At 72.8% G+C, this 24,321-nt stretch carries 20 protein-coding genes and 2 pseudogenes; 11 read left to right on the forward strand and 11 right to left on the reverse strand.

Going from position 1 to position 24,321, the window contains the following annotated elements; all coding sequences use genetic code 11:
• Positions 1–90: 90 nt before the first annotated feature.
• From AB0O21_RS14715 to AB0O21_RS14735, 5 genes are read left to right on the forward strand one after another with little or no spacing between them, the layout of a single operon-like run.
• Positions 91–1,746, forward strand: a complete 1,656-nt coding sequence (locus AB0O21_RS14715) for an ABC transporter substrate-binding protein (RefSeq protein ID WP_365170945.1) — start codon at positions 91–93, stop codon at positions 1,744–1,746.
• On the forward strand, positions 1,743–2,702 hold the full coding sequence (locus tag AB0O21_RS14720; RefSeq protein WP_365170947.1) for an ABC transporter permease: 960 nt from the start codon (positions 1,743–1,745) through the stop codon (positions 2,700–2,702). Before AB0O21_RS14715 ends, AB0O21_RS14720 begins: the two co-directional genes overlap by 4 nt.
• Positions 2,699–3,553, forward strand: a complete 855-nt coding sequence (locus AB0O21_RS14725) for an ABC transporter permease (protein WP_365170949.1) — start codon at positions 2,699–2,701, stop codon at positions 3,551–3,553. Before AB0O21_RS14720 ends, AB0O21_RS14725 begins: the two co-directional genes overlap by 4 nt.
• The gene (locus AB0O21_RS14730) at positions 3,550–4,557 is read left to right on the forward strand and encodes an ABC transporter ATP-binding protein (protein WP_365170951.1); all 1,008 of its coding nucleotides are present in this window, start codon (positions 3,550–3,552) and stop codon (positions 4,555–4,557) included. The genes AB0O21_RS14725 and AB0O21_RS14730 overlap by 4 nt, the downstream gene beginning before the upstream one ends.
• The gene (locus AB0O21_RS14735) at positions 4,550–5,347 is read left to right on the forward strand and encodes an ABC transporter ATP-binding protein (protein ID WP_365170953.1); all 798 of its coding nucleotides are present in this window, start codon (positions 4,550–4,552) and stop codon (positions 5,345–5,347) included. The genes AB0O21_RS14730 and AB0O21_RS14735 overlap by 8 nt, the downstream gene beginning before the upstream one ends.
• 30 nt (positions 5,348–5,377) lie before the next feature.
• Here the strand turns inward: AB0O21_RS14735 and AB0O21_RS14740 are convergent, their stop codons facing one another.
• Positions 5,378–6,013, reverse strand: a complete 636-nt coding sequence (locus AB0O21_RS14740) for a TetR/AcrR family transcriptional regulator (RefSeq protein WP_365170955.1) — start codon at positions 6,011–6,013, stop codon at positions 5,378–5,380.
• Positions 6,014–6,170: 157 nt separating this feature from the next.
• Here AB0O21_RS14740 and AB0O21_RS14745 point away from each other — a divergent pair, with 157 nt between their 5' ends.
• The 3 genes and pseudogenes from AB0O21_RS14745 to AB0O21_RS14755 all read left to right on the forward strand — a co-directional run.
• Positions 6,171–7,325, forward strand: coding sequence for an agmatine deiminase family protein (locus tag AB0O21_RS14745; protein WP_365170957.1), 1,155 nt, complete (start codon positions 6,171–6,173; stop codon positions 7,323–7,325).
• A 151-nt stretch (positions 7,326–7,476) separates the two neighbouring features.
• Positions 7,477–8,001, forward strand: coding sequence for a GNAT family N-acetyltransferase (locus tag AB0O21_RS14750; protein ID WP_365170959.1), 525 nt, complete (start codon positions 7,477–7,479; stop codon positions 7,999–8,001).
• A 151-nt stretch (positions 8,002–8,152) separates the two neighbouring features.
• Positions 8,153–8,716 (forward strand): annotated as a pseudogene (locus tag AB0O21_RS14755) (acyltransferase family protein); the annotation flags it as partial.
• Positions 8,717–8,771: 55 nt separating this feature from the next.
• On the opposite strand, the gene xdhC reads toward AB0O21_RS14755, so the two are convergent.
• The 4 genes and pseudogenes from xdhC to AB0O21_RS14775 all read right to left on the reverse strand — a co-directional run.
• The gene (gene xdhC, locus AB0O21_RS14760) at positions 8,772–9,638 is read right to left on the reverse strand and encodes a xanthine dehydrogenase accessory protein XdhC (RefSeq protein ID WP_365170961.1); all 867 of its coding nucleotides are present in this window, start codon (positions 9,636–9,638) and stop codon (positions 8,772–8,774) included.
• A gap of 1 nt (position 9,639) precedes the next feature.
• Positions 9,640–12,027, reverse strand: a complete 2,388-nt coding sequence (xdhB, locus tag AB0O21_RS14765) for a xanthine dehydrogenase molybdopterin binding subunit (RefSeq protein WP_365170963.1) — start codon at positions 12,025–12,027, stop codon at positions 9,640–9,642.
• Entirely contained in the window at positions 12,024–13,505 is a 1,482-nt protein-coding gene (locus AB0O21_RS14770; protein WP_365170965.1) for an FAD binding domain-containing protein, read from the reverse strand. The genes xdhB and AB0O21_RS14770 overlap by 4 nt, the downstream gene beginning before the upstream one ends.
• Positions 13,506–14,036: 531 nt before the next feature.
• Positions 14,037–14,252, reverse strand: a pseudogene (locus AB0O21_RS14775) (LuxR C-terminal-related transcriptional regulator); the annotation flags it as partial.
• 708 nt (positions 14,253–14,960) lie between these two features.
• On the opposite strand from AB0O21_RS14775, the gene AB0O21_RS14780 reads away from it, so the two are divergent.
• On the forward strand, positions 14,961–15,344 hold the full coding sequence (locus AB0O21_RS14780) for an ABC transporter permease (RefSeq protein WP_365171005.1): 384 nt from the start codon (positions 14,961–14,963) through the stop codon (positions 15,342–15,344).
• An 81-nt stretch (positions 15,345–15,425) separates the two neighbouring features.
• Here the strand turns inward: AB0O21_RS14780 and AB0O21_RS14785 are convergent, their stop codons facing one another.
• From AB0O21_RS14785 to AB0O21_RS14795, 3 genes are read right to left on the reverse strand one after another with little or no spacing between them, the layout of a single operon-like run.
• Entirely contained in the window at positions 15,426–16,211 is a 786-nt protein-coding gene (locus tag AB0O21_RS14785; RefSeq protein ID WP_365170967.1) for an ABC transporter permease, read from the reverse strand.
• Complete coding sequence (locus tag AB0O21_RS14790; RefSeq protein WP_365170969.1) at positions 16,208–17,731, reverse strand: ABC transporter permease subunit; 1,524 nt, start codon at positions 17,729–17,731, stop codon at positions 16,208–16,210. The genes AB0O21_RS14785 and AB0O21_RS14790 overlap by 4 nt, the downstream gene beginning before the upstream one ends.
• Positions 17,728–18,672 (reverse strand): ATP-binding cassette domain-containing protein, encoded by a 945-nt coding sequence (locus tag AB0O21_RS14795; RefSeq protein ID WP_365170971.1) that lies wholly within the window; start codon positions 18,670–18,672, stop codon positions 17,728–17,730. The genes AB0O21_RS14790 and AB0O21_RS14795 overlap by 4 nt, the downstream gene beginning before the upstream one ends.
• A 119-nt stretch (positions 18,673–18,791) precedes the next feature.
• On the opposite strand from AB0O21_RS14795, the gene AB0O21_RS14800 reads away from it, so the two are divergent.
• The gene (locus AB0O21_RS14800; RefSeq protein ID WP_365170973.1) at positions 18,792–19,973 is read left to right on the forward strand and encodes a HAMP domain-containing sensor histidine kinase; all 1,182 of its coding nucleotides are present in this window, start codon (positions 18,792–18,794) and stop codon (positions 19,971–19,973) included.
• On the forward strand, positions 19,970–20,644 hold the full coding sequence (locus AB0O21_RS14805; protein WP_365170975.1) for a response regulator transcription factor: 675 nt from the start codon (positions 19,970–19,972) through the stop codon (positions 20,642–20,644). The genes AB0O21_RS14800 and AB0O21_RS14805 overlap by 4 nt, the downstream gene beginning before the upstream one ends.
• Here AB0O21_RS14805 and AB0O21_RS14810 read toward each other — a convergent pair.
• The 3 genes from AB0O21_RS14810 to AB0O21_RS14820 are packed head-to-tail and all read right to left on the reverse strand — an operon-like array spanning position 20,619 to position 24,297.
• Complete coding sequence (locus tag AB0O21_RS14810) at positions 20,619–21,794, reverse strand: substrate-binding domain-containing protein (protein ID WP_365170977.1); 1,176 nt, start codon at positions 21,792–21,794, stop codon at positions 20,619–20,621. The two genes, AB0O21_RS14805 and AB0O21_RS14810, sit on opposite strands and share 26 nt — an antisense overlap.
• A gap of 11 nt (positions 21,795–21,805) precedes the next feature.
• Entirely contained in the window at positions 21,806–22,807 is a 1,002-nt protein-coding gene (locus tag AB0O21_RS14815) for an ABC transporter permease (RefSeq protein ID WP_365170978.1), read from the reverse strand.
• A complete protein-coding gene (locus tag AB0O21_RS14820) occupies positions 22,804–24,297 on the reverse strand; it encodes a sugar ABC transporter ATP-binding protein (RefSeq protein ID WP_365171007.1) in 1,494 nt (497 codons plus the stop codon). The genes AB0O21_RS14815 and AB0O21_RS14820 overlap by 4 nt, the downstream gene beginning before the upstream one ends.
• Positions 24,298–24,321 lie beyond the last annotated feature (24 nt).

Genomic DNA, 24,321 nt, shown 5'->3' on the forward strand with positions numbered 1-24,321 from the left:
CACCCGCCGTTCCAGGCGGACCGACCCGGGGCGACCCGGCGGTCCGCCCGCTCCTCCCCCCGAAACCCTCACGGAAAAGAGAGCGCGACGATGACCACCTCCCCACCCCGCACGGGCAGACGCCCCCTCCGCCGTACCGCGGCCCTCACCGGCGCCGTCCTGACCTCCCTCTCCCTGCTCGCGGCCTGCTCCGGGCCGCCCAAGGCCGACGGCGGCCAGGTCACCGAGGTCCACCTCTCCAAGTCCACGCCCCCGGCCCGCGGCGAGATCGACTCCTTCAGCTGGGCCGTCTACGCCGAACCCCCCACCCTCGACTACACGGTGGCGTTCGACTACCCGCAGAACACCATCCTGTCCAACGTGTGCGAGAGCCTGATGCGCTGGACGCCGGGCCTCACCGTCGAGCCCGGCCTCGCCCAGAAGGCGTCCAACCCCGACCCCACCACCTGGGTCTACGACCTGCGCCCCGGCGTGCGCTTCCACGACGGCAAGGAGATGACCGCCGACGACGTGGTCTTCAGCCTCGGCCGGCAGACGGACCCCGACAACGCCGCCGCCTGGGCCCAGGTCTTCCAGAACGTCTCCGCCGTCACCAAGACCGGCCCGCTCCAGGTCACCGTCAAGCTCAACAAGCCCGACTCCCAGTTCCCGCAGTACATGGCGACGGCTGCCGGCGTCGTGGCCTCCAAGGCGGGCGTCGAGGCGGCGGGCGCGGACTACGGCACCACCGGCGGGCTCGCCTGCACCGGCCCCTTCGAACTCGGCACGTGGAACAAGGGCCAGTCGATCGAGCTCACCCGCTTCGACGGGTACTGGGGCAACAAGGCCAAGTCGAAGAAGGCCGTCTTCCGCGTCCTCACCGACCCGTCGGCCCGCACCAACGCCATGCTCAGCGGTGAGGTCGACGGCGGCTACCTGATCCCCACCGAGAGCTACGCCCGCCTGCGCGGCAGCGGCACCGGCACCCTCTACTTCGGCGAGGGCCTGAGCACGGTCAACGTCAACATCACCAACATGCAGGGCCCCCTCGGCGACGTCCGTGTCCGCAAGGCGCTGTCCCTGGCGATCGACCGCACCGGATTCGTCAAGGCCGGCCTCGGGGGCGCGGGCACCGTCACCAACTCCCTGACCACCAGGGCCGCGTGGGCCGCCGCCCCCGAGCACACCATGAAGACGGCCTTCGACGCCCTGCCGCCGACCGGCCAGGACATCGAGAAGGCCAAGGCGCTCGTCAAGGAGGCCGGGGCCACCGGCAAGACCCTGACCATGGCCACCAGTTCCATAGGCCAGGACGTCTCCCTCCTCGCCACCGCGGTCCAGGCGGCCGGCACCCAGATCGGCCTGGACATCCAGCTGAAGACGATCGCCCCGAACGCCTTCACCGCACTGTTCACCGACCCCCAGGCGCGCGAGGGCATCGACATGTTCCCGCTCACCTACTACGACTCGATCACCGACCCGCTCGACCTCCTGCAGAACTTCAAGACCGGCGCCTACATGAACTTCGCCGGCTACAGCGACCCCCAGTACGACAAGCTCGTCGACGAGGCCACCGCCGTCTACCCGGTCGAGCAGCGGATGGACATCGAGGCGAAACTCCAGCACCACGCCTCCGAGCAGCTGCTGTGGATCCCCGTCGCCGAGTGGCCGACCGCGCTGTTCCTCGGCAAGCGGATCACCGGGGCCCCGACCACGATCTCGTACATGTACTACCCGTGGGCCGCCGACGTGGGGGCCGCGCCGTGAGCTTCGTCAGATTCGCCGTACGAAGGGTGGCGGAAATGGCCGCCACCCTCCTCGCCGCTTCGTTCGTGGTCTTCGGCGCCATGTACCTGGCACCGGGCAGCCCGGCGAGCTTCCTGCTCGCCGGCCGCTCGGCCTCCCCGGAGGCCCTCGCCGCGATCAATGCCCAGTACCACCTGGACGACCCCTTCCTCACCCGCTACCTCCGCTGGCTCGGGGACGTGCTCCAGGGCGACTTCGGGCGCTCGATCACCTACCGCACCGACGTCTCGCGCCTGCTGGCGGACCGGCTCCCCGTGACGCTGCTGCTGATCACCATGGCCCTCGTGGTGGTCGTGGCGGTCGGTCTGGTGCTGGGCCGGATCGCCGCCGTCCGGGGCGGGGCCACCGACTCCGCCATCCTGGTCACCACGACCTTCGCCGTCGGCACCCCGTCCTTCGTCGCGGCCGTCATGCTCCAGGGCCTGTTCGCCGTCCAGCTGGGGTGGTTCCCGAGCAGCGGCGCCGGTGACGGCTTCGGGGACATGCTCTGGCACCTCGCGCTCCCCGCGGTCGCCCTCGCGCTCTACCTGGTGGGCCTGCTCGCCCGCGTCACCCGCTCCGCCATGCTCGAAGCCCTCGACAGCGAGCACGTCACCGTCGCCCGCAGCCGCGGCGTCCCCGAACGCCAGGTCATCCGCCGCCACGTCTTCCGCAACTCGCTCGGGACCGTCCTGACCACCGGCGGACTGATCGTCTCCACCCTGCTGGTGTGCACCATCCTGGTCGAGACCGCCTTCAGCATCGGCGGCATTGGCCAGCTCCTCGAACTGTCCACCACCACCAAGGACTTCCCGACCGTCCAGGCGATCTCCCTGATCATCGTCGCCCTCTTCATGATCGTGAACCTGCTCGTGGACCTGGCCCTGCCCCTGGTCGACCCCCGGGTCACCCTCGGAACGAGGGGAGCCGCCGCATGAGCGCCGTCCTCACCCGCCGCCCGGGCCTCTCCCGGATCCGCGTCACCGGTTCCCCGCTCCACCTCGTCTGCCTGGGCTTCGTCGCCCTCGTCGTCCTCGCCGCGCTGCTCGCCTCCTGGGTGGTGCCCCACGACCCCAACGCCGTCGACCTGGGCAACGCCCTCGCCGGACCCTCCGCCGCGCACCCGCTCGGCGTGGACGCCGCCGGCCGCGACACCCTCTCCCGGCTCCTGCTGGGCGCGCGCACCTCGCTGCTCGGCCCGCTGGGCGTCGTCGTCTTCTCCACCGTCGCCGGCATCGCCATCGGCATGGCCGCCGCCTGGCGGGGCGGCTGGATCGACTCCCTCCTGTCCCGCAGCACCGAGCTGGTCTTCGCCTTCCCCGGCATGCTGCTGGCCATCCTGATCATCTCCGTCTACGGCGAGGGCCTGCTCGCCCCCGTCCTCGCACTCGCCGTCGCCTACCTGCCCTACGTCAGCCGCCTCACCCGCTCCCTCGTGCTCGCCGAGCGCACCCGCCCGTACGTGAGCGCCTACCAGGTCCAGGGCCACTCGGCCGTGCAGATCTGCCTGCGCCACGTCCTGCCCAACATCGCCCCCGTCGTCCTCGCCCAGTCCACCATCAACTTCGGCTACGCCCTGATGGACCTCGCCGGGCTGTCGTTCCTCGGACTCGGGGTCCCGGCGCTCACCCCCGACTGGGGCCGCATGGTCTTCGACGGGCAGACCGCCATCCAGCACGGCTACCCGCTGTCCGCGATCCTGCCCTGCGCCTTCATCGTGCTGACCGTGGTCGCCTTCAACGTGGTGGGCGAGCGGTGGGCGGACCGCGTGGCCAGGAGGACCCGATGAACCCGACGCGACCCGCCGGCACCCCCGCCGACACGCTCGACATCCAAGGGCTGAGGGTCACCCTCCCCGGCACCGCCCGTCCCGTCCTCGACGGCGTCGACCTCACCGTCGCCGCCGGCGAGACCGTCGCCCTCGTCGGCGAGTCGGGCTCCGGCAAGAGCATCACCTCCCGCAGCGCACTGGGCCTGCTGCCCCCCGGCGCGGTCGTCGAAGGGACGATCCGGGTCGAGGGCGAGGACCTGCTCGCCATGGACACCGGCCGCCTGCGCGGCGTACGCGCCGGCAAGGTCGCCATGGTCTTCCAGGACCCGCGCGCCGCGGTCAACCCGCTGCGCCGGATCGGCGACTTCCTCACCGAGAGCGTCACCCTCACCGGAACCATGAGCCGTACGGAGGCCACGGCCCGCGCGGTCGAACTCCTCCGGGCCGTCGGCCTGGACGAGGCCGTCCTGCGCAAGTACCCCGGCCAGGTCTCCGGAGGCATGCTCCAGCGGATCGTCATCGCGGCGGCCCTGATGGGGGACCCGGCGCTCCTGCTGGCCGACGAGCCCACCACGGCCCTGGACGTCAGCAGCCAGGCCGAGGTGATCGCCCTCCTGGCCACGCTCCGCGAAGGCTTCGGCACCGGCCTGCTGTTCGTCACCCACGACCTCGACCTCGCCGCCGCCATCAGCGACCGGGTCTACGTCATGTACGCCGGACGGATCGCGGAGACCGGCCGTGCAGAGGTCCTCTTCACCCGCCCCCGGCACCCGTACACGGCGGCCCTGCTCGCCTCCACCCCGCGCATGGAGGGCCCCCGGGGCCGGCTCGCCGCCATCGACGGCCAGCCGCCGGACCTGCGGGAACCGTTGCCGGGCTGCGCCTTCGCGGCCCGCTGCCCGCTCGCCACGGAGGTCTGCGACCTGCGGGCCCCCGTGCCGTCCGCCTCCCCGGACCGGCCGGACCACAGCGCCGCCTGCCACCACAGCGACCTGCTCGAAGGGAGCGCCGTCGATGCCTGAGAACGTACTGGAGGTCAAGGGCCTGCGCCGCACCTTCGGGACCGTCCGGGCGGTGGACGACGTGTCCTTCGCCCTCCCCGAGGGCGGATCGCTGGGCATCGTGGGGGAGTCGGGCTCCGGCAAGACGACCACCGCGCGCATCGTCGTCGGCCTGGAGCACGCCGACGAAGGGGACGTCCTGGTCCGCGGCCGCTCCCGGACCGGGCACACCCGAGGCCGGGCCGCGCGCCTGGCGCGCGCCCGCGAGATCCAGATGGTCTTCCAGGACCCCTACCTCTCGCTCGACCCCCGCATCAGCGTCGAAGCGGCCCTGCGCGAGACGCTGGCCCTGCACTTCCCCGGCCGCGACCACGCGACGCGCGTACGGGAACTGCTCGACCAGGTGGGCCTGGGCACCCGGGCCGCCGACGCCCTGCCGCGCCGGCTCTCCGGCGGACAGCGCCAGCGCGTCGCCATCGCCCGGGCCCTCGCCGTCGAACCGGCCGTCCTGGTCCTGGACGAGGCGGTCGCCGCGCTCGACGTCTCCGTGCAGGCGCAGATCCTCAACCTGCTGGCCGACATCAGGGAGCAGACCGGGATCGGGTACCTCTTCATCACCCACGACCTCGGCGTCGTCCGCTGCGTCACCGACGAGATCGTCGTCATGCGCCACGGGGCCGTCGTCGAACAGGGCGGCACGCAGGAGGTGCTCGCGGCCCCCGGCCATCCGTACACCCGGCTGCTGCTGGACTCCGTGCCCCGTCCGGGCTGGGACCCGGAGGCGATCGCCGCGGCCCGGCGGGCGCTCTAGGGGGGCCCGGCCGCCGCCGGAGGTCCCGGGTCAGGCTCCGGCGGCGAGCGTACGGATCAGGGTGCGCAGCACCTGCTCGGAGTCGACCTCGGTGCCCAGGGACTCCGCGGCGGCCAGGCCGTCCACGGCCGCGGCCACGGCCTCGCCGAGCAGGCGCGGGTCGACGTCACCGCCCCGTTCCCCGGCCAGGACCTGGAACAGCGTGACGAAACAGCCCCGCCAGCGCCGGTACTCCGCCTCCAGGGACTCGCGGACCCGCGCGTCGTTCAGGGCGTGCCAGTGCAACGCGGAGTGGAGGTGGGAGAGTTCGGCGCCCTCGGGCCGGCCGAGCAGCTCCACCGTCCGCTCGGCCCGTTCCGCGAACGACCCGGGGGCGGACACCGCCTCCTCCAGGGGGTGGATCCACTCCGGGCGGATGTCCGCGATGACCGCCAGGACCAGATCGGTCCGGTCCTGGAAGTGGTAGTGGCACATCCCGTGCGAAACCCCGCACAGCGCCGCCACGTTGCGGGTGGTGAAGCGTTCGCTCATCCCGCCCGCGAGCAGGGTCCGCGCGGCGGCGATCAGCCGCGCGCGGGTCTGTTCCCCCTTCGCCGAGACCCGGGTCCGCCCCGTGCGGGCAGGGGGAACGGGCAGGTCCGGGGTGTTCATCGCGGATGCGGCCATGGCGTCACTCTAACCAGCCCGCGCGCTGCCACCTGCGGGTTTCCGTGATCCACCGGAATACCCCCGTCCAAAGTATTGACCGAGCGCTTGGCCAGTTTTAGCTTTCCGGTCAACCCCGCTGCCGTCGCGGGGAGTTGGACCACCAAGGAGACCCCTCATGAACGATCACGCAGCGAACCCGGCCGGCGAGGGCATGGGCAGACGCAGGTTCCTGGCGGCAGCCGGGCTCACCGCCGCGGCCGCCGCCCTCACCGTCGCCGAGGGACGGGCGCGGGCGGTGTCCCGCCCCGCCGCCGCGGCCGCCGGCACCTTCCGGGTGCCGATCGAGGACGTCCGCCACACCCGCACCTGGATGGCCTGGCCGGACAGCACCTCCATCTGGGGCGGCAAACTCAGCGGCGTCCAGGCGGACATCGCGCTCATCGCCCGCACCATCGCCAAGTACGAGCCCGTCTACCTCTGCGCCAACTCCGGCAGCGCCGCCAAGGCCCGCTCCATGTGCGGCTCCACGGTCACCGTCGTCACCACCATCCCCGTCGACGACTGCTGGATGCGCGACACGGGACCCGTCTTCCGCACCGACGGGGCCGGCGGCCTCGACGCGGTCGGCCTGAACTTCAACGGCTGGGGCAACAAGCAGACCCACTCCAAGGACGCCCTCGTCGCCGGCCGGATCGCCGCCTACCTAGGCGTCCCCTTCACCGCCGCCGGGCTGGTCGGCGAGGGCGGAGCAGTCGAGCAGGACGGCGCGGGCACCCTGATGGCCACCCGCAGCAGCCTGGTGAACAGGAACCGCAACCCCAACCTGTCGCAGGCGCAGATCGAGGCCGCGCTGCGCACCGCCTACGGCGCCTCCAAGGTCATCTGGTTCGACGGCGTGGTCGGCCAGGACATCACCGACGACCACGTCGACGCGACCTCCCGCTTCCTGGCCCCCGGGAAGGCCCTCGTCCAGATGCCCCTGGCCACGGACAACGACGTCTACGCGAAGGACGCGCGCCAGCAGTTCCAGGTCCTGTCCGCGTCCACGACCGCGAGCGGCGCCCCCATGGCCGTCGAAAAGCTCCAGGGACCCGACTACTACAAGATCCGCTCCAGCAACCCGGACTTCCTCGCCTCCTACGCCAACTACTACGTGTGCAACGGCGCCGTCATCAGCGGCCAGTTCGGCGACACCCAGGCCGACTCCGCCGCGCGCGCCACGCTGACCCGGCTCTTCCCCGGCCGCGTCATCGAGCGGCTCAACATCGACCGCCTCGGCACGGGCGGCGGCGGCATCCACTGCGTCACCCAGCAGCAGCCGGTTCCGTAACGGGGCCGCCGCACGCCGGGGGCGGTGCCCGACGGGCTGTCGCGCCGGTCGGGCACCGCCCTGCCCTTGACGGGTAGCATCCGGAAGATCTCGGGTGATCGTTCGAGGGGGAGACCACATGAAGCGGCAAGGGATCATCACGATAGGGCTCATGGACGGACCGGCCGCGGTGCGGGCCGAGGAGGCGTTCAAGCTGATCTACGCCGAAGCGTTCGCGGAGCCCCCGTACAACGAGACCGAGGACGACGTCGCCGCCGCCTTCCGCCGCTTCCCCGTACAGGCTCGCAACGGCGCCTTCCGCGCCGTCCTGGCCCGCACCCCGGAGGGCGAGCCGATCGGCATGGCGTACGGCCACAACCTCGGCCCGGACACGGTGTGGTGGGACGAACTGACCGAGCCCGTGCCCGACGACCTGCGGCGCGAGGACGGGCGGCGCACCTTTGCGCTGAGGGAACTCGCCGTGCGCGGACCGTGGCGCGGACAGGGCGTTGCGCGGCGTATGCACGAGACGCTGCTCGACGGCATCGGAGCCGAGCGGGTGCTGCTGAACGTCCACCCGGAGAACAAGGCGGCGTCGGCCGCCTACCGGGCGTGGGGATACCGCAAGGCCGGCGAGGCACGGGCCCGGGGCGCGGGCGCGGACCTCGTCGACGTGATGCTGCTCGACCTGCGCTGACGTTCACGGGGACTCATCCCGAGAGGGCCGCCGCGAAGGCCCCGGCGGTCTGCGGCACCCCGCTGCAGTTCGTCGCCGCCCGGTCCGACGCGGCCGCCGCCGCAAGCTCCGCGACGGGAGCGCGGAGGGCAGCACCGCGACCGGCGCCGCGCTCTGGGAGCCGCCCGACGGCCGCTTCGGCGGCGGCCTGACGGACCTCGCCACTTTCCTGTTCTGCTGGCTCGTCGGTTTCGCGCACCACGACGACGTCCTGCGGAGGATGAAACCGGGCCCCGTCGTCACCGGTTCGCTCGCGGCGCTGGCGTACGGCGCCTGGTACGCGCTCACGCACCGGGCGGAGGGAAGCTACGACCTCGACGACATCCCGCTGGCGCAGGCCTTCTGCTCCGCCGGGTTCGTGATGCTGCTGATGTACGCCAAGGCGCGCTACGAGGTCGACTTCGCGGGCCTCGCGCGCTTCAGGCGACTCGACCGGATCGTGACGCTCTTCAACCGCCGTGCCGTGACGATCTACCTCTGGCACGAGATCGCGCTGATCCTCGCGGTCCCGCTGATCGACCGCCTCTGGGACGTTCCCGGCCTCGCGACCCACCTGCCGCTGGAGAGCCCGTGGCTGCTGTTCGCAACCGGGTGGCTGCTGCTCGCGGTGGCCGTGGTGTCCTGCGGCTGGGTCGAGGACGTGGCCGCGAAGCAGCGGCCACGGCTGGTGCCCTAGCGGCGCGGACGGCGCGTCGTGCCGTGCACGGTGACCGTGCCCGGCCCGCGCCGTCTCACGCGCTGTCGGCCACCGGGGTGAACGGGATGTCGGCAACCGTGTCCGGCACTTCCCAGCGGCGGTCCTCTTCGAAGGCCCGCAGCAGGTCCGCCGCGACGCTCACCGCGATCGTGGCGGGTTCCTTGCCGGCGATCTCGGGGATGCCGATCGGGGTCTTGATCCGGTCGATGGCGGCGGCGTCGAAGCCGCCCTCCGTGGCCAGGCGCTTGCGGAACCGCGTCCACTTGGCGGCCGAGCCGATCAGCCCGATCGAGCCGAGACCGGGGGTGCGCAGGGCGGCGTCGCACAGCGCGGCGTCCTCGGCGTGATCATGCGTCATGATCAGGACGTGGGTGCCGGGCGGCAGCTCCGAGAGCACCGCTTCCGGCAGCAGCAGGGTGCGGTGCACGTGGATCTGCGCCATCGCGTCCGAGAGCACGTCGAGCCGCTCGTCGGCGATCATCTCGGGGCGGGTGTCGATCAGGTGCAGATCGAGGTTGTGGCGGGCCAGGATGCGCGCCAGCTCCAGTCCGACATGGCCGACACCGAAGATCGCCACCGACTGGACCACCGGCAGCGGTTCGAGCAGCACCGTCACGGCGCCGCCACAGCACTGCACACCGTGCCGGCTGGTGACCTTGTCGTTCAGGGCGAACTCCATCAGCTCCGGCTCCGGATGGGCGGTGCTGTTCAACTCACGCGCCCGATCGATGGCAACGGCCTCGATGTTGCCGCCGCCGATCGAACCCCAGGTCTCGGTCTGGCCCACGACGAGCTTGGCACCGGGCTTGCGGGGCGCGTGGCCGCGCACGGCCGCGACGGTCACGAGCGTGCCGGGTTCCCGGCGTGCTCGCAACCGCGCGACCGCGGCGACCCAGGGCATGTCAGGCATTACTCAAGGCGCTTGCGTCGGCGGCGACCGCGTCCTCGAGCTTCACGTCGCTGTTGCGAGCGGCGTCGATCGCCCAGTACACGGCCTCCGGCGTGGCGGGGGCTCCGAGCTCCACGCTGACTCCGGCGGGACCGAACTCAGCGGCGGCCTGCCGAAGCGCCTCGCGGACCGAGAACGCCAGCATCAGCGGAGGCTCACCGACGGCCTTGGAGCCGTAGACGGCGCCTTCCTCGGTGGCGTTCTGCATCAGGTGGACGTTGAACACCTCGGGCATCTCCGAGAAGCTCGGCAGCTTGTAGGTGCTCGCCGCCTGGGTCAGCAGACGACCGCGGTTCGGGCCGTCGCTGGTGTCCCAGCGCATGTCCTCGAGCGTCAGCCAGCCCGCGCCCTGCACGAAGCCCCCCTCGACCTGACCGATGTCGATCATCGGGGAGAGGCTGTCGCCGACGTCGTGGACGATGTCCACGCGACGGATGCGGTACGCACCGGTGAAGCCGTCCACCTCGACCTCGGTCGCCGCGGCGCCGTAGGAGAAGTACTTGAACGGCGAGCCCCGGAACGTCTGCGCGTCCCAGTGCAGACCCTCGGTGCGGTAGAAGCCGGCGGCCGACAGCTGGACGCGCTGGAAGTACGCGGTGCGCACCAGGTCGTCCCAGGCCAGCTCCTTGTCGCTGCCCAGGACGCGTGCGACGCCCTCGACGATGCGCACGTCCGAGCCGTTCGCACCGAGCTGGGAGGCGGCCACCTGCAGCAGTCGCTCGCGCAGCTGCTCACAGGCGTTCTTGATCGCTCCACCGTTGAGGTCCGCGCCGGAGCTGGCCGCGGTGGCGGAGGTGTTGGGCACCTTGTCGGTCCGCGTCGGGGCGAGGCGCACCTTGTGCAGCGGGATGCCCAGCGTGGTCGCGGCCACCTGCATCATCTTGGTGTGCAGGCCCTGGCCCATCTCGGTGCCACCGTGCGTGATCAGGACGGAGCCGTCCTTGTAGATCAGCACCAGCGCGCCGCCCTGGTTGAAGGCGGTGAGGTTGAACGAGATGCCGAACTTGATGCCGGTGATCGCGAGCGCCCGCTTGGTGTTCGGGTGCGCCGCGTTGAAGGCCGCGATCTCGCGCTTGCGGTCGGCGATGCCGCCGTCCTGCTCGACCTGCTCCCAGATGGCGGAGATCCGCTCGGCCTGGGTGACCGGCTGACCGTACGGCGTCGTCTGGCCCTGGCCCGGCTGGTAGAAGTTGCGCTTCCGCAGCTCCATGGGGTCCAGGCCGAGCTGCGGCGCGACCCGGCCGAGGATGTCCTCGATCACGAGCATGCCCTGCGGTCCGCCGAAGCCGCGGAACGCAGTGTTGGAGACCTTGTTGGTCTTGGCGATGCGACCGGCGACACGCGCGTTGGGGATCCAGTACGTGTTGTCGATGTGGCACAGCGCGCGAGCCGTCACCGGCTCGGACAGGTCCAGGCTCCAGCCGCCGTCCGAGGTCAGCGTGGCGTCGAGGGCCTGGATGCGGCCCTCGGCGTCGAAGCCGATCTTCCACGTGGCGTGGAAACCGTGGCGCTTGCCGGACATGGTCAGGTCCTGGGTCCGGTTCAGCCGGACGCGGACCGGGCGACCGGTCAGCTTGGCGCCGAGCGCGGCGATGGCCGCGAACCCGTGCGGCTGCATCTCCTTGCCGCCGAAGCCGCCGCCCATGCGCAGGCACTGCACGGTGACCTCGTGGCTGTTCAGCCCGAGGACGTGCGCGACGATCTCCTGCGTCTCCGAGGGGTGCTGGGAGCTGCTCTGGATGAACAGCTGCCCGCCCTCGTCGATCAGGGCCAGCGCGGCGTGCGTCTCGAGGTAGAAGTGCTCCTGGTCGGAGAACTGGAACTCACCCGTGAAGACGTGCGCGGACTCCTCGAAGCCGGCCTCGATGTCGCCCGTCACCATCAGGGGACGTGCGCCGTGGAAGCTCTCGGCCGCGATGGCTTCCTTGAGCGTCATGATCGAGGGCAGCTCGTCGAGCTCGACCTCGACGGCCGCCGCACCCAGGCGGGCGGCTTCCAGGGTCTCGCCGAGCACCCAGGCCACGGCGTGGCCGTGGTACATGATCTCGTTCGGGAAGAGCGGCTCGTCGTGCTTCATGCCCGCGTCGTTGACGCCGGGCACGTCGTCCACGGTCAGCACGCGGACCACACCGGGCACGGCGAGCGCGGGCTCGGTGCGCAGCGCGGTGACCACCCCGTGGGTCTTCATGACCTGGACCGGGTAGGCGTGCAGCACGTCCTTGGTGCGGTACACCAGGTCGTCCGTGTAGAGCGCGGTGCCCGTGACGTGCAGCGTGGCGCTCTCGTGCGGCAGCGGGATGCCTACGACAGGCTTCTCGGGGATCTCGGACAGATGGCTCATGACGACACCGCCTCGGTGGTCTGGGCGTACAGCTTCAGCAGGCTCTGGCCGAGCATCGCGGAACGGTAGAGGGCGCTGGCGCGGTGGTCGCTCATCGGCGTTCCCTCGCCCCGCAGCTCGCGGGCCGCGGCCTCGACGGTCTCCTTCGTCCACGGCTTGCCTTCGAGGGCGGCTTCCGTGGCGAGGGCGCGGATCGGGGTGGCGGCCACGCCGCCGAGGCCGATGCGGGCCTTGCGGACGACGCCGTCCTCGATCTCGAGCGCGAAGGCGACCGCGACGCTGGAGATGTCGTCGAAGCGCCGCTTGGCGATCTTGTGGAAGGCCGTGACCGGCGCCAGGGGCAGCGGGATCTTCACGGCGCGGATCAGCTCGCCGGGACGGCGCACGCTCTGCCGGTACCCGGTGAAGTAGTCCGCCAGCGGAACCTCGCGCTCACCGTCGGCGTCGGCGAGGATCAGCGAGGCCTCCAGCGCCAGCAGCACCGGCGGGCTGTCACCGATCGGGGAGCCGGTACCCAGGTTGCCACCGAGGGTCGCGCTGTTGCGGATGAGCCGGGAGGCGAACTGCGGGAACAGCTCCGCCAGCAGCGGGACGGCGCCGTCGAGGCGGCGCTCGATCTCGGTGAGCGTCTGCGCGGCACCGATCAGGACGTGGTCGGACTCGACGCGCAGCTCGCGCAGCTCGGGCAGCCGGTCGATGGCGACCGCGAGATCGGCACGGCGGGAGCGGATGTTGACTTCCACGCCCCAGTCGGTGCTGCCGGCGACGACGACGGCCTCGGGCCGGTCGCGCAGCACCTGCACGGCCTCGGCCAGGGTGGCCGGCCGCAGGAACTCGGCACCGTCCTGGGCGTACTCGGTGGCGGCCGGCTCCGGCGGGGCCTGGTCGCGGCGCTGGGCCAGCGGGTCGTCCTCGGCGGGCTCGCCGACGGCGTACGCGGCATCGCGGATCGGGCGGTAACCCGTACAACGACACAGGTTGCCGCTCAGCGAGTGCAGGTCGAAGCCGTTCGGACCGTGCTCGGCGTCGGCGTGGGCGTCGGCGTTGTCCGCCGAGTCCGCGTCACCGTGCGCGCAGCGGTCGGGCCGGTAGTACTCGGAGGCCATGCTGCAGATGAAGCCCGGCGTGCAGTAACCGCACTGGGAGCCGCCGCGGACGGCCATCTCCTCCTGCACGGGGTGCAGCGCGGTGGGCGTGCCGGACTCGTCGGTGGTGGCGAGGCCCTCGGAGGTGATGACCTCCTGGCCGTCGAGTGCCGCGACCGGGACGAGGCAGGCGTTGACCGCCACCCAGTCGGTCGGCTTGTTCACCCCGGGACGGGCCACCAGGACCGAACAGGCACCGCACTCACCCTCGGCGCAGCCCTCCTTGGTACCGGTAAGACCCCGGTCGCGCAGGAAATCCAGCACCGTGGTGTGGGGTGCGGCCGGAGAAATCGGGGTTTCTTCCCCGTTGACCGTGATTCGCGCCGCTACCATGGCACATCCTCATTTCGGCGCGCGGTCGACATGACTATCCTAGTCGCCATTTCAGGAGCTTTCTCTTTCGGTCGCGCAGCTGGATAACCGCGGAGCGCAACAAATCGGCACGCAACGATGTGCCGTAAGCGGTGACAGAGAGGGGAAGATACCGGGGCCACAGACGGGGCACGCCGGGAAAAAAGCGGCTGCTAGCAGCCGTGTGCTACACGACCAGGAGTCCATGCGGTCTGGTGAGAGAGGCGAAGCAGTACGGAGATGGTCGACATCCGGGTTCGCCTCCTTCCAGCAGCTCATGAGTCGGTCTGCTCGAATTTACGTCGCCGTAGGTCCGTAGGTCAAGCCACCTGTCGGTCGATTCCCTGAGGTCCGGGGCTTGCGGGTGGCGCGATTTCGTATGCGTCACCAGCTGTGTCGACACGTGTACCACCGGTTCACTGCCGTACGCCTACCCGGTACCACCAAGTGTCCGGCGGCTTGGCAGGTGCGTGAAGATCACAACAACGTTGTGTGAAGCGCCGGCCCCGAGGACTACCTCGGCCGCAGTCCCTCGCGCCGCGGCGCGGCCGGGGTGACCAGGCCCGTTTCGTAGGCGGCGATCACCGCCTGGGCGCGGTCCCGGAGGCGGAGCTTGGACAGGACGCGGGCGACGTGCGTCTTCACCGTGGCCTCGCTGACGTGGAGGCGGTCGGCCAGTTCGGCGTTGCTGAGGCCGCGTGCCAGCGCTTCGAGGACCTCCAGTTCGCGCTGGCCGCGGCCGTCGCCTTCGGCGCGCTCGCGGTGACCTTCGCGATCGGCCTGGGCAGCACGCTGGCCGCGGTCCAGTCCGACGGGGACCCGGACCGGGGCGGTGACGTGACCGTACGGTCACTGGCCCGGCCCGGCGAGGGCCCGGCGGCCGCGCAGCCCCCGCGGCCCGCCGACCCGGCCGCGGTGGCCACCGCACTCGACGCCCTGCTGGAGACCGGGTCCGCGTACCGGACCGCCAGGACGCAGGTGTCGGTGGCGGGGCTGAAAGGCGGCGCGCCCCTGGTGGCGTACGAAGGCGAAGCCCCCGCGGCCGACCACACCATGGTCTCCGGCCGCTGGTTCGCCGCCCCGGGCGAGGCCGTCGCCGCCACCCGCTTCCTGCGGGCCGCGGGAATCCGCGTGGGCGGCACCGTGGCGCTGTCCGAGCAGGGACGCACCGTCCGGCTGCGCATCGTCGGGGAGGTGTTCGACCTCGGCGACAAGGGCATGGCGCTGCGTACGGACACCGCCTCGGTCGCCGGGCTGGAGCTCCGGTACCTGCCGAGCACCTTCAGCGTGCGGCTCGCCCCCGGCACCGACACCGAGCGCTACGTCGAGGCCCTGAACGCCGCGCTGAAACCCCTCGGCGCGCGGGCGGAGGCCGCCGGACCCGGCAAGTCGAGCGTGATCCGCGCGATGCGGGCCCTGATCGCCATGCTGACGCTGATGCTGGTGGCCGTGGCCTGCCTGGGAGTGCTCAACACCGTGGTCCTGGACACCCGGGAGCGCGTGCGCGACCTCGGCGTGCTCAAGGCGCTGGGGATGACGCCCCGGCAGACGCTGGCCCAGGTCCTCACCTCGGTGGGCGCCATCGGGCTGGCCGCGGGGGCCGTCGGGGTGCCGCTCGGGGTGGCCCTGCACGGCTGGGTGATGCCGGCGATGGGCCGAGCGGTCGGCACGACGATCCCCCCGGCGGACATCGACGTGTACGGCACCGCGCTGCTGGGGGCGCTGGCCCTCGCCGGGCTGCTCATCGCGGTGGCCGGCGCGCTGCTGCCGGCGGGCTGGGCGGCCCGGACCCGGACGGCGCGGGCCCTGCGGGCGGAGTGAGCCGGACCGGGACGCTGCAAGGCGCCCCGTCCGGCCGGACGGGGCGCCTGGAGGAACTGAACCGAACGGAACGGAACGGAACTACGCGTCGCGCAGGCGCAGCAGGAGGCCGCCCGTGAGCAGCGCCGCCGCGGCCCACGCGGCGAGCACGCCGAGCCCGGCCCACGGGCCGATGGGCAGCTTGTCGAGGTGGGTGGTCGCCTGGACGGCGAGACCGGCCGTCATCGGCGCGATCTGCTGCAGGTGGCGCTGCCACTCCGGGTCGCCCACCACGTGCGCGACGATCGGGAAGAGGTAGAGCAGCCCGAGGACGGCGCCGATCGCGGTCGCGGCTTCCCGGACCGCCGTGGCGATGCCGAAGCTGAGCAGCGCGACCAGCGCGAAGTAGAGGACCGTTCCCGCGGCGGCCCGCAGCGTCGGACCGTCCGCCAGGGACAGCGGCAGGTGGCCGTTGGCCTCGGTGAAGCCGCGTCCGGGCAGCAGGTACCGCCCGGCGAGCAGCGAGCCGAGGACGGCCGCGGTCCCGGTCGCCAGCACCGCCCCGGTCAGGACCGCCGCCTTGGCGCCGAAGGCGGCGATCCGGTGCGGCACGGCCGCGAACGTGGTGCGGATCATGCCCGAGCCGTACTCGCCGCTGACCGTCAGCACGGCGGTGATGGCGACCACCGCCTGGCCGAGGGTGACGCCCGTGAGGGAGATCCGGACGGCGTCCCCGCCGCACCCCGCCCCCGGACACCTCGCCGCCTCGGCCGCCGCGGCGCTCAGCGCCACGGTCAGCACGACGGCGAGGAGCAGCAGCCTGCCCGTTCCCCCCGCGGAGCGCAGCTTCGTCCACTCCGCGCGCACGGCGTACAGCGCGTACCTCATGCGTCCCTCCGCCTCAGTCGCACCACGGCCAGGGCGAAGGCCACCGCCGCGTAGCCGCACAGCACCGCGAAGCCCGCCCACGGGGGCAGCGGGTGATAGCCGGTCGAGGGCTCGTAGACGCTGAGGACCTGCGCGTAGCGCGGCAGGGTCTGCTGCACGGCGAAACCGGCGGCCGGGGTCACGCGCAGCAGCCATTCCGAGGCGCCCGCGGGCAGCACGCCGGCGCTGGCCAGGACGTACGGCAGCACGATCGACGCGACGACCAGCGCCACCGCGGTGGCGCTGCGCCGCAGCAGCGCGCCGACGCAGAGCGCGAGGACCGCGGTGACGGCGAACAGCAGGGCGGTGCCGACGACGATGCGCAGCTCGGTGGCCGTCGAGACCGGGAAGACCGAGAAGCCCCGGCCCTCCGCACCCTGTTCACCCAGCGGGATCGCGACGGCGGCCGCGACCAGCCCGACGGCGAAGGCGACCGAGGCCGCCACGGCGGCCTTCGCGACGAGGACCTGCCCCCGCCCGGGGTGTGCGGCCAGGGTCGTACGCATCATGCCGCGCCGGTACTCGGCGGTGACGAAGACCGTGCCGACGGCGATCACCACGATCAGCCCGGCGAACGCGCCGACGAGGAAGTTCTCCAGGGTGTAACCGGGGCCCATCACGGGTCCGCCCACCACCGGCGCGATATCGCCCGCCCCGGTCACGGTGAAGCCCGCACCCGATTGCGTGAAGCCTCCCTTCGTGGTGTTCGTATAACTGCCGGAGGTGCCCGCGCTGCCGCCGACCTGTTCCCCGGCCCACGCCCCGCCGGACCAGTTCCCCTGGAGCTCGGCGGGTCCGAAGGTGCCGGTGACCACGGCGGGGCTGAATCCCGCGCCGACCGAGGTCTTCTCCATGGCCTGGGGAGTGGCCGCGAACAGACCGGCCTGCACGGTGGCCGGCAGTCCCGTCAGGCGGGCCGTGCCCACCAGGCTCCAGCGGGAGCCGTCGGCGGAGGCGTAACCGGTCAGCGTGGAGCCGGCGCGGACCAGCCGCAGCCAGCCGGACGACGGTCCGGAGCCACTGCCGGGGAGTCCGGGAGCGGAGGCGGCGACGTCGCCGGTGAAGTCGTACTGCATCCGCACCCCGTGGGCGCCGGTGGCCATGACCGCGGCGTACGAGGAGCCCTGCGTGAGGGACTCCTTGACGATGATCCCCGCCTTCGCCCAGGGCGGGACGCCGGCGGCCGCCTCGGGGCCGCCCTCCAGCGCGCTGGTCAGCGCACGCACGGGAACGGTGATGCTGCCGTCGCCCGTCAGGGTCCGGTGGACGAAGTAGAAGCTGTCGTTGACGGCCTCGCCGCCAGGGCCCCGCGGGAACGAGGTGTCGGCCCGCTCGCCGGAAGGGCCCGGGGCCGCCGTGCCCAGGAGCCCGACCACCACCGTCGCCAGCGCCGCGGCGGCCATGCCCAGCACCCAGCCGCGCATCGTACGGAACTTGGTCCACTCCGCGTGCAGCAGCCGCAGGAAGCCGGTCGGGTTCATCGGCCCGCCTCCCCGGCCGGAGCGCCGCGGTACTCCACCGCGTCACGGGTGAGTTCCATGTAGGCGTCCTCCAGGGTGGCGCGGTGCGCCGACACCTGGGAGAAGGGCACCGCGCCCCCGCCGAGGGCGGCCACGACCTGCTCGTCGGCCAGCCCCGTGACGGCCAGCGTGTCGTGCCCCGTGAGGTGCACCGTGGCACCGGCCGCCTCCAGCACCTCCACCGCCCCCATCGGCGCGGAGGTACGCACCGTGACCCGGTCGCCGGAGGCCGCCGCCAGCAGCTCCCGCACCCCGGTGTCCGCGATGACCTTCCCGCGTCCGACGACCACCAGATGGTCGGCGGTGTCCTGGAGCTCGCCCATCAGATGCGTGGACACCAGCACGGCCCGGCCCTGCCGGGCCAGCGACGCGAGGAAGCCGCGCATCCAGACGATGCCGTCCGGGTCCAGCCCGTTGAACGGCTCGTCCAGCATGAGCACCGGCGGGTCGCCGAGCAGCGCCGCGGCGATGCCCAGCCGCTGCCGCATCCCCAGGGAGAAGCCGCCGGCCTTGCGCCGCGCGGCCGTGCCCAGGCCCGCCTGCTCGATCACCGAGTCCACCCGCCGCGCCGACAGGCCCTGGGAGTGGGCCAGCCACAGCAGGTGGTCGCGTGCGGTCCGGCTCGGCTGCAGGGCCGAGGCGTCCAGCAGCGCCCCCAGGTGCCGGAGCGGCTCGCGCAGGCTCCGGTACGGTCGTCCGCCGACCAGCGCCCGGCCCGCGTCGGGCGCGTCCAGCCCCAGGATCACCCGCATCGTGGTCGACTTCCCGGCGCCGTTGGGGCCGACGAAGCCGGTCACCTGTCCCGGGCGGACCGTGAAGCTCATGCCGTCCAGTGCCACTTGCGGCCCGAAGCGCTTGCGTAGGCCGACCACCTCGATGGTCGCCTCGATGTCATCCGTCATGGCCCCCACCCTGGGGCGGGAGCCATGACAGGACCCGAACGGGCGCTGTCATGCCGCTGTTAGGTCCCGCCGCTTAGCCTGGGGCCGTATCCGTACCGCCGTAGAGGGAGGACCAGGGGATGAAACGGGTTCTACCTCGCGGGTTCGGCACCGTGCGGGCGCGGTTCACCGCGCTGTACGTCGGCCTCTTCCTGCTCTCGGGCACCGCCCTGCTGGCCATTTCCGCGGGAGTGGCCTCCGGGAGCAGGGTCACCCAGGCCGCGCCCGGCGAGGTCCCGGAACAGCCTGCCACCCCGGCGCAGGCCCAGGACCGCATCGAAGCGCTGGAACGGCAGCTGACGCAGGTGCACGACGCGCAGTCCACGCAGATCCTGCTGGGATCGGCCATCGCGATGGGCGTGATGGCGGTGGTGTCGCTCGCACTGGGGTGGTTCGTCGCGGGGCGGGTGCTGCGCCCCCTGCGGACGATGACCGCGGCCACGCGGAGCATCTCCGCCGACAACCTGCACGAGCGGCTGGCCGTCACCGGCCCCGGCGACGAGGTCAAGGACCTCGCCGACACCATCGACGGACTGCTGGAGCGGCTGGAGGGCTCCTTCGCCGCCCAGCGCCGGTTCGTCGCCAACGCCTCCCACGAACTGCGCACCCCCCTCACCACCATGCGGGCCGCCGTGGACGTGGCCGTGGCCAAGCCCGGCCCCGTCCCCCAGCAGACGCTGGCCCTGGCCGGCCGGATGCGGAGCGAGCTCGACCGCGTCGACCGGCTGCTGGAGGGCTTCCTCGTGCTCGCCCGCACGCAGCACGGAGCTTTCACCGATGCGACGAAGGTCCCGCTGGAGGAGGTCGTGTCCGCGGCCCTCGGCGAGCGGTCCGCCGACATCGGGGCCAAGGAGCTCACCGTGCACCGCACGGACGCGGACGACGGAGCACAGGTGTGGGCGAGCCGGAGCCTGCTGCGCCGCGTGGTCGACAACGTGGTCGACAACGCCATCACGCACAACCAGGCCGGGGGCTGGATCGGCGCCTGCACCCGGGCCGACGCCGAGACGGTGCGACTGACCGTCGAGACCGGCGGGCCGGAACTCGACCCTCGGCAGGTGGCCCAGCTGGCGCAGCCCTTCCGGCGCCTGGGCGCGGACCGCACCGGCAACGGGCACGGTTCCGGGCTCGGCCTCTCCATCGTCGCGGCCATCGCCGAAGCGCACGGCGGCACCCTGGAGCTGGGCGCCCGGCCCGAGGGCGGCCTGCGGGTCACCGTCGTACTGCCCCGGGTGGACGGGAAGGACGGAGCGGCGGAATGAGAGTGCTGGTGGTCGAGGACGCCCGGTCCCTCGCCGACGTACTGGTCGAGGGCCTGCGCGACCAGGGCATGGCGGTGGACGTGGCGTACGACGGGCTGGAGGCGGCGGCGAAGCTCGACGTCAACGCGTACGACGTGGTCGTGCTCGACCGCGACCTGCCGGGGATCCACGGCGACACCCTCTGCCAGATGGTCGTCGCACGCGACGACCGGGTCATGGTGCTGATGCTGACCGCGGCCGCCGCACCCGGAGACCGGGTCGGCGGGCTGGTCCTGGGCGCCGACGACTACCTCGCCAAACCGTTCCACTTCCCCGAACTGGTGCTGCGCATCCGCGCGCTGGCCCGGCGCCGGCCCGCCGCCCCGGCCCGCGTCCTGCGGGCCGGGGGCATCGAACTCGATCCGCTCCGGCGCACGGCCACCCGTGACGGGAAGCAGCTCGACCTCTCGGTCAAGGAGTTCGCCCTGCTCGAAGCCCTGTTGGACGCGAGCCCGGCCTTCCGCAGCGCGGAGGAACTGCTCGAACAGGTCTGGGACGAACACGCCGACCCGTTCACCAACACGGTGGCCGTGACCATCGGCCGCCTCCGCCGCAAACTCGGCGAACCGCCGGCCATCACCACCACCCCCGGTGTGGGCTACCGCGTCATCGAGCACCCATCGGACCGCTGACCGCCCGCTGCTCCCCGCGCCAGATCCGCTGGTACGCCTCCCGGTAGCCGCGCGGGTCCCAGGACGTGGCCCCGGCGCTGTTCTCGGCCGTCACCACATGGACGGGTGCGACGTAGCCGCTGGCGGGCCGGGCGGCGAACGCCCGGTTGAACTCGTCGACGATCTGCCAGCCCTGCTGGGCCAGCGGCTCGGGGACGGTCGCGGCCTGGAACCGCCGGCTGCTGATGCGCTGGAAGGCGGACGGATCGCCGTCGCCCGCGCCGATGTTGAAGGGCGGCCCCGCGCCGGGGCGCCCGGCGGCGCGCAGCGCCGGGGCGGCGTCGGCGAAGTACAGGTCGTTGATCGCGACGGAGTGGGTCCACCGGTCCCCGAAGCGGGACACCAGGGAGGAGACCTGCTGCGGGGTGCGCTGACTCGCGTCCGGGATGGGGATGTTCTCGGTCGCCAGCACCCGCACCCCGGGGCAGTCGGCCAGCCGCCGTTTGATCAGCTCGGCCTTGTGGCGGGCGAACGGGATGGAGTCGTCGGTGAAGACGACCACCCCGGCGTCGCCGGCGGACCGGGCGATGACCCAGTCCGCGCTGATCCCCGCCACCTCCTCCACCTTCGTGGTGATGTTGGTGAAGAGCCGGGGACTCGAGCTCGGCCCGGGGGAGCTGACCGCGTGCCAGCCGATCAGCGGGATGCCCGCGGCCTCGGCCCGTGCCACCTGCTGCGCCGTGAGCCGGGGATCGAAGCCGCCGATGACGATGCCGGAGGGTTTGAGGGTGACGGCCTGGCTGAGCGCCGCCTGGATGCCCGCCGGGGTGCCCCCGCCGTCGATCACCCGGACCTGCCAGCCGATGGCCGCCGCGGCTTCCCGGACGCCCGCGGCGACCCCGGCGACACCGGGGTTGGTCATGGTCTGGGCCACGTAGACGACGGTCTTGTCGGGAACCGCCTCCGGGCCGGCCGTGGGGCCGTTCCAGGTGAGGTCGGAACGCTCGGCCCGCCCGACGGCAGCCTTCGCCTCCGCGAGCACGGCCGGGCAGCGGGCGGCGGTGGGCGGGGCCGCGGCCGGCGACGGGCCGTTGCCGCAGCCCCCGACGAGGGCGGAGACGGCCGCCCACAGGGCCGCGGCCGCGAGGACGCTGTTCCGGTTCTTGTACACACTGCTCCTGACTAGGGGTGCGCTGGGGGCTGGGGGGCGGGCGAGCGCAGCCGCCGCCTGGCCGCATAGCCGGCCAGGCCGACCGCCAGCAGCAGCGTGCATCCGTTGAACAGGGGGGTGGCCCAGAACTGGGCGCCGAGCTGGCCGATCCCGGCGAGCCCGACGGCGAGCACGCTGACGGCCACGAGCGTTCCGATCGCGTTGGCGCGACCGGGCTTGACCGTGGTCGAGCCGAGCAGCGCGCCGACGAAGGCCGGCAGCAGGTAGTCCAGGCCGACACTCGGGTTGCCGATCTGCTGCTGCGCGGCGAGCAGGACCCCGGCGATGCCCACGACCAGGCCCGAACCGGCGAAGGCGTAGACGGAGTACCTGCGGGTGGGGATGCCGATGATGGCGGCGGCGCGGGGGTTGGAGCCGACGACGTAGAAGTACCGGCCGAGCGGCAGCCGCTCCAGCACCACCCAGAGGACGACGACGGCGGCGAGGACGTAGAAGGCGGGCACCGGCAGCCCGAGGAACCGGGCGTCGTAGAGGCTCGTGAAGGCGGCCGGCAGGCCGTCCGGGCCGGGCACGATCCGGCTGCCGTCCGTGAGCCATCCGGTGAGGGCGTACATGATGCTGCCGGTGCCGAGCGTCGCGATGAGGGAGTCGATCCGGGCGAACTCCACGATGACCCCGTTCAGGGCGCCGACCAGCGCCCCGCCGACGATGACGGCGAGGCAGGCGAGCGGCCACGGCGCCGACCCGTCCACGATGAGGTACATCACCAGGACGTGCGCCAGGCCCAGCCCGTAGCCGATGGACAGGTCGAACTTGCCGGTGGCGATGGGGATCGTCACACCGAGGGCGAGGAGGGCGGGGATCGACTGGTTGGAGAGGATCGAGGACACGTTGTCCCGGGTGGGGAAGGTGTCCGGCAGGACGACGGAGAAGACGAGGAAGAGCAGGGCGGTCAGGGCCGGCAGGCCGTAGCTCCCGACGAGGTGATGCCCGCGCGGGGACCAGCGGGTCACCGTGCCGTCGTGCTTCCGGTGATCGCGGGCATGGCCGAGGCGGCGCGGGTGAGTCCGGCCGGCGTCAGGGCGGCGCCCGCGAGCTCGGCCGCCACCGATCCGCGGACGAACACCAGCGCGCGGTGGCAGAGCTCCGCGACCTCCTCGAAGTCGGTGGACAGCAGCAGGACCGCCAGGCCCTCGGCGGCCGCTCCGTCGAGCAGCCGGTGGATCGCCGCCTTGGCGCCGACATCCACGCTCGCCGTCGGCTCCTCGAGGATCAGCAGCTTCGGACGTCCGCGGAGCCACCGGCCGAGGACCACCTTCTGCTGGTTGCCGCCGGACAGCGTGGCGATGGGCACCTCGCCGTCGGCGGGGCGCACGGAGAACCGTGCGATCAGCGCGGCGGCCTCGCTCCGCTCACGGCGGGCACCGAGCGGGCGCCAGGCCGGCCCGCCGGCCGCCCGGGGGTTGGCGAAGAGGTTCTCCCGGACCGTCAGATCGGGGGCGCAGCCCTCCTCCTGGCGGTTGGCGGCCACGAAGCCGACCCCCCGGCCGACGGCCGCGGCCACGGTGCGCGGATGGTACGGCCGCCCGTCGAGCAGTGCCCGCCCGCCGAGCAGCGGCAGGGCCCCGGCGAGGGCGCGCCCCAGGTGCGCGTGGCCCGCGCCGGTCAGCCCCACCATGCCGAGGATTTCCCCGGGAGCCAGGTCCAGGCTGACGGGCCGGGTGCGCCGGGTCGTCACGGCGTCGAGACGCAGCACGGGAGGACGGCCGGGCGCGGGCGCCGGCACGGTGGCGGGGCCCCGCCCGGCCGGCATGCCGCCCGCGATGTCGTGGACCAGACGGGCGGGCCCGTACCCGGCCAGCGGCCCCTGGCTGACCAGGCGGCCGTCGCGCAGGACGGCGAACCTGTCGGCGACCCGGTAGACCTCGTCGATGCGGTGGCTGACGTACAGGATGCCGTGCCCCCGGTCGCGCAGCGCGTGCAGGACGTCGAAGAGCCGGGCGCAGTCGGCGGCGGGGAGCGTGGCGGTCGGCTCGTCGAGGACGAAGAGCTCCGCGCGGCGCGCGAGGGCCCGGGCGATGGCCACCAGCGAACGCTCGGCGGGGGCGAGGTCCGCGATCCGGGCATCGGCGTCCAGGTGTCCGGCGACGATCCCGAGGGCATCGGCGCAGCGCTCGCGGGTGCGCCGCCAGGAGATCAGGCCGTGGCGGCGCGGGTAGCCCGTCCCGAGGGCGATGTTCTCGGCGACCGTCATCCACTCGACCAGGCCGAGGTCCTGGTGGATGAAGGACATCTTCCCGGCGGCGGCGTCGGACCCGAGCGGGTGCCCGGCCACCGTCACCTCGCCCTCGTCGGCGCGCTGGACCCCGGCGAGGACCTTGATGAGCGTGGACTTCCCGGCGCCGTTGGGGCCGAGGAGGGCGAGCACGCTGCCGCCGAGGAGGTCGAGGCTCACCCCGTCCAGCGCGACGGTGCCGCCGAACCGCTTGCCGAGACCGCGCATCCGTACGAGCGGCTCCCCGCCGGA

This window comes from Streptomyces sp. NPDC091371, from assembly GCF_040684275.1.
Taxonomy (GTDB): domain Bacteria; phylum Actinomycetota; class Actinomycetes; order Streptomycetales; family Streptomycetaceae; genus Streptomyces.